Annotated in this window: 3 protein-coding genes; all 3 read right to left on the bottom strand. The window is 72.8% G+C overall.

The features are described from left to right. Positions 1 to 32: 32 nt before the first annotated feature. Entirely contained in the window at positions 33 to 614 is a 582-nt protein-coding gene (locus ACYC1Z_RS14085; protein WP_461410151.1) for a hypothetical protein, read from the bottom strand. A 655-nt stretch (positions 615 to 1,269) separates the two neighbouring features. Next, positions 1,270 to 2,310 carry a Gfo/Idh/MocA family protein gene (locus tag ACYC1Z_RS14080; protein ID WP_461410150.1) on the bottom strand — a complete coding sequence of 347 codons (1,041 nt, stop codon included), beginning with the start codon at positions 2,308 to 2,310 and terminating at the stop codon, positions 1,270 to 1,272. A gap of 206 nt (positions 2,311 to 2,516) precedes the next feature. Next, complete coding sequence (gene topA / locus ACYC1Z_RS14075; RefSeq protein ID WP_461410149.1) at positions 2,517 to 5,279, bottom strand: type I DNA topoisomerase; 2,763 nt, start codon at positions 5,277 to 5,279, stop codon at positions 2,517 to 2,519. Positions 5,280 to 5,321 lie beyond the last annotated feature (42 nt).

Below are 5,321 nucleotides of genomic sequence, written 5' to 3'. Positions count from 1 at the left end.
GGGGGTCGGGGGGGGGGCGGGCGGGGGGCTGGTTACCGCCATTGCTGCAGCGCCCGGTGGACGGTTCGAGCCACGTGGCCGTCCACGGTCGTGTCGCGGAACGTGAACCTCAGGACCTCGGCTCTCCCGGTGAGGTGAAGTTCGTTCTGTCGGGAGCGGTCGCGCAGGAGCGCTGGCAGCGCTTCATGGAACTCCCTGCCGTCGAACTCGGCGATGAGCCAGCGGCCGTCGCGGATCCGCCACCCTGCATCGCCTCTTCCGACGAGGATGCCGTGCTCGTCGCGGATCTCGACCTGGAGCTCATCCGGGGGGACCCCGTGATCGATGCAGTCGAGGCGGCCGAACGTCTCGAGCGGCGAGGCGGCGCGGCCATCCGCGAGCGCCCACCACGCATGGGTCCGCGCCACCCCACGCCGCCCACGAGCAAGGAGGTGCGCCGCGTGGAGTCCTGCGGGGTCGAGCAGGCCGCGATTCAGCAGGGAGTCCATGACCGCCACCGCATTTCGGCGCGGCAGCTCAGGAACTGCCTGGGCGAGCGCCCACCGAGGAGTGGCGACACGGAAGCCGCCCACCTGCACGGCATCCATCGCGGTGTCGAACTGGCGCACGTCCACCCTGACGCCGCCGTTGCGCAGCGGTTCCGCCGCCCAGCCACGCCGGGGGCGACGCAGTGCCGTCCTCGCCTGCGTGCGTCCGAGCGAAACCTCAGGCCGCAAGCCCGCCGGGACTCCCTCGGCGCCGAGAAGGACCAGCGCGCTCGACCCGACGGCGACGGCGTCCGGCCCGTATCGGAGCAGCCCGACCAACGCCGTCCGACGACGCCGCGACTGCCAGCTTCGCTCCGCTCTCGGGGCTGTGTCGTACACCCCCCGCACGACGCGCACCCATGCTCCACGTTCGCACATCTTGCCGCGCACTCGGCTGTTCAGGCCGAGGACCTCGCACTGCGTGGCGCTGATCAGGCCCTCCTGCGCCGCGACCAGCGCCCGGAATCGGGTCGACAGCTCGGATGCCATGTCCGGAGCGAAGCACCACGACGCCGCTCATCGCCTGCTCGCCCCCTCAACCTGTGGACCAGGTGGCCGCCCGCCCCCACGCCCCCACCACGTCCACCTCCCCCCGGTCACGCCCACCCCCGGTCCGCCCACCCCCGTCGAACAGGTCCTAACGTGCAGATTTTGCCCAGTTTTGGCACTTTAGGGCCTGTTCGGCGCGGAGGTGGCGGCGGAGGGAGGTGCGAGGAGGGTGCGGCGCGAAAAGGGGGGAGGGCTATTCGGCCGGGTAGACCACGCCCAGCTGGCGGCGGACCTCATCCATGGTGGCCATGACCTCGAGCGTGGCTGACCACGGCATCGTGGCCGACTCGGGTCGGCCCTCGCTCACGCAGCGCGCCACCTCGGCCGCCTGGTACTCGAAGCCGCCGACGTCCGGGGTCGCGCCGTCCGTCCAGCGCCAGGGCTCACCGTCGAACGGAGTGACCGTGAAGGACGTCGGGCGGTAGAACGGCCCGTCGACGTCCACCCGGCCTGCGGTGCCGACGATCGACGCGCTGGTCGAGGAGGACGCCCACATGTTCGCGAGGCACACGGCGACGGTGCGGCTGCTCGTGTACGTCAGGGTCACGGCCTCGTGCACGTCCACCCCGGCGTCGGTCAGCGCACCGACCGCGTGCACGGTGGCGGGGGCGCCGAGGATGTCGTGCGCGAACGCGAGCGGATAGACGCCGAGGTCGAGCAGTGCACCGCCGGCGAGCTCGGGCGCCAGCAGCCGTGCGACGGTGTCCAGCCGCTGGCCGTGGTCGGCCGTGAGGGAGAGGATCTCGCCCAACGAGCCGGACCCCACCAGTGCGCGCAGGGCCACCATGTGCGGCAGGAACCGCGTCCACATGGCTTCCATCGCGAAGAGGCCCCCGGCGCGTGCGGCGTCGAGGACCTCCTTCGCCTCGGCCTCGTTGCGGGTGAACGCCTTCTCCACCAGCACGTGCTTGCCGGCCGCCAGGGCGAGCAGGGCGTGCTCGCGGTGGAGGCTGTGCGGGGTGGCGACGTAGATGACGTCGATCTCCGGGTCCGCGACCAGGGCCTCGTAGCTGCCGTACGCGCGCTCGATCCCGTGCTCGGCGGCGAAGGCTCGCGCGCGGTCCTGGTCCCGCGAGCCGACGGCGACCAGCTGCTGCCGGCTCCCGGTCGGCACCTCGCGCGCGAAGCGCCCGGCGATCCCGCCGGCACCGAGGACGCCCCATCGGAGCGGCGGCGCGCCCATCGGGTCGGCTGCGGCCGGAAGGGCGGACGACGTCGTCACCTGGGATGCCATCGCACCAGGGTAGCCCGGGGCCGTGCACCCGTTCCCGGAGCCACCCACTCCTCCCCCGGCGGTGCAGGTCCGCTGGGTGCTTCTTGCCAGCGGGCTTCCTGCTGGCTGCTTCCTGCCGTGTGCTTCCTGCCCGCTACTTCTTGCCGGCGGGCTTCCTACCGGCGGGCTTCCTACCGGGTGCTTCCTGCCGGCAGGCTTCCGGCCGGCTACTTCTTGGCGGCAGGCTTCTTGGCAGCGGGCTTGCGGGCCGGCGTCTTCCGGGCCGGCTTCTTGGCCGGGCCCTTCGCCCGCTTCTCCGCCAGGAGCTCGTACCCGCGCTCGGGCGTCATCGACTCCACGTCGTCGTCCTTGCGCAGGGTCGCGTTGGTCTCCCCGTCGGTGACGTATGGGCCGAACCGACCGTCCTTGACCACCACGGGCTTGCCCGAGGCCGGGTCGGTGCCCAGCTCGCGCAGCGGCGGGCGGGCGGTGGCGCCGCGGCGGGCCTTCGGCTGGGCGTAGATCGCGAGTGCCTCCTCGAGCGTGATGGTGAAGAGCTGTTCCTCGCCCTCGGGCAGCGTCCGCGAGTCCGTGCCGCGCTTGAGGTAGGCGCCGTAGCGACCGTTCTGCGCGGTGATCTCGGTGCCCTCGGCGTCGGTGCCGACCACCCGGGGCAGGGACAGCAGGCGCAGGGCGTCCTCGAGGGAGATGGTGGCGGTGTCCATCGACGTGAACAGCGACGCCGTGCGCGGCTTGGCCTTGGCGACCTTCTTCTTCGCGGGCTTCTTCTTCGCCCCGGCCGGGGCGTCGCCCTCGGGAGCGGTCGACGGCGCCGCGGCCGCTGCGCCGTCGTCCGCCTCGGGCAGGACCTCGGTGACGTACGGGCCGTACCGGCCGTTGCGCACGATGATCGGGTGCCCGGTCCCCGGGTCGACGCCGAGCTCGCGACCGTCGTCGGCGCCGGCGGCGAGGAGTTCGCGCGCCCGCTCCGCGGTGAGCTCGTCGGGGGCGACGTCGTCCGGCACGCTGGCCCGCTCGCCCGGCGCGCCGTCGGTGCCGGCGGTCTCGATGTAGGGGCCGTAGCGCCCCACGCGCAGGGTGATGCCGTCGCCAATGTCGATGCTGTTGACCGCGCGGGCATCGATGTCGCCGAGGCCCTCGACGAGGGTGCGCAGGCCGGGCTCCTCGTTCGCGCCCCGGTAGAAGCGGGTGAGCCAGTCGACGCGGTCCTCCTCGCCGGCGGCGATGCGGTCGAGGTCGGACTCCATCTCGGCGGTGAAGTCGTAGTCGACGAGGCGCGGGAGGTTCTCCTCGAGCAGGCGGACCACGGAGAACGCGAGCCACGTGGGCACCAGCGCCTGGCCGCGCCGGTCGACGTAGCCACGGTCGGTGATGACCGCGATCGTCGCGGCGTAGGTGGACGGGCGGCCGATACCGCGCTCCTCCATGGCCTTGACGAGGCTGGCCTCCGTGTAGCGCGGGGGCGCGGTGGTCTCGTGTCCCTCGGCCGTGACCGTGCCGGTCTCGACGGCGTCGCCCTCGGCGAGGCGCGGCAGCCGGGTCTCCTTCTCGTCCTGCTCACGCCGGTCGTACCGGTCGGCGTCGCGGCCCTCCTCGTACGCGGCGAGGAAGCCGCGGAAGGTGATGACGGTGCCGGACGCCGTGAGCTCGGCCTGGCGGGCGCCATCGGGGAGCCGCGGCGTCGCGGCCAGGCGCACCGTGGCGGTGGAACCGCGGGCGTCGGCCATCTGCGAGGCGACGGTGCGCTTCCAGATGAGCTCGTACAGCTTGAACTGGGCGCCGGTGAGCTTGGCGGCCACCTGCGCGGGGGTGCGGAAGGAGTCGCCGGCGGGGCGGATCGCCTCGTGCGCCTCCTGCGCGCCCTTGGCCTTGGCGCCGTACACGCGCGGCTTCTCCGGCACGTACTCGGGGCCGTAGAGCTCGGCCGCCTGGCGGCGGGCGGCGGCGATCGCCTGGCCGGAGAGCACCGGGGAGTCGGTCCGCATGTAGGTGATGTAGCCGTTCTCGTACAGCCCCTGCGCGGTGCGCATGGTGTCCCGGGCGCTCATGCGGAGCTTGCGGGAGGCCTCCTGCTGGAGCGTGGAGGTGGTGAACGGCGCGGCGGGCCGGCGCGTGTACGGCTTGGTCTCCATCGAGGAGACGCGGGCGTCAGCCTGCTCCAGGGCGGCGGCGAGCGCGGTCGCCTCGGGACCCTGCAGGTGCCGTGCCTGCGCCTTGCGGGCGGCGGCGGTGAGCTCGCCGTCGTCGCCGAAGTCGCGGCCGGTGGCCACGCGGCGCCCGTCCAGGGAGACGAGGCGCGCGACGAAGTCGCCGCGGTCCTGCGCCGGCCCGCCGGTGAAGGTGCCCTTGACGTCCCAGTACGACGCCGAGCGGAACGCCATCCGTTCCCGCTCGCGCTCGACCACCATGCGGGTGGCCACGGACTGCACGCGCCCGGCCGACAGGCCCGGCTTGATCTTGCGCCACAGCAGCGGCGAGACCTCGTAGCCGACGAGGCGGTCGAGGATGCGGCGGGTCTCCTGGGCGTCCACGAGCCGGGTGTCCAGCTCGCGGGTGTTCTCCAGGGCGCGGGTGATGGCCTCCTTGGTGATCTCGTGGAAGACCATCCGCTTGACGGGGATCTTGGGCTTGAGGACGTCGAGGAGGTGCCAGGCGATGGCCTCGCCCTCGCGGTCCTCGTCCGTGGCGAGGTAGAGCTCGTCGGCGCCCTTCAGGGCACGCTTGAGCTCGGAGACCTTCTTCTTCTTGTCGGCGTCGACGACGTAGTAGGGGTCGAAGGCGTCCTCGACGTCGACCGCGAACTTGCCGTACGGGCCCTTCTTCATGTCCGCTGGGAGCTCCGAGGGCTGGGCGAGGTCACGGATGTGCCCCACCGAGGCCTCGACCTCGAAGTCGTCGCCCAGGTAACCGCCGATGGTGCGCGCCTTGGCGGGCGACTCGACGATCACGAGCTTGTGGGAGCTGGCCACGCGGTACTTCCTCACGACTGGGCCCCGCCGGCGGGGCCCCGG

The sequence above is a fragment of the Georgenia sp. genome, from assembly GCF_054605595.1.
The sequence above is the reverse complement of the archived record's forward strand: the minus strand, read 5'-3'. Positions and strand labels throughout refer to the sequence as shown.

Excerpts from the sequence above, each read along its gene's own strand:
- ACYC1Z_RS14080 (WP_461410150.1), bottom strand. The coding sequence starts at position 2,310 with ATGGCATCCCAGGTGACGACGTCGTCCGCCCTTCCGGCCGCAGCCGAC.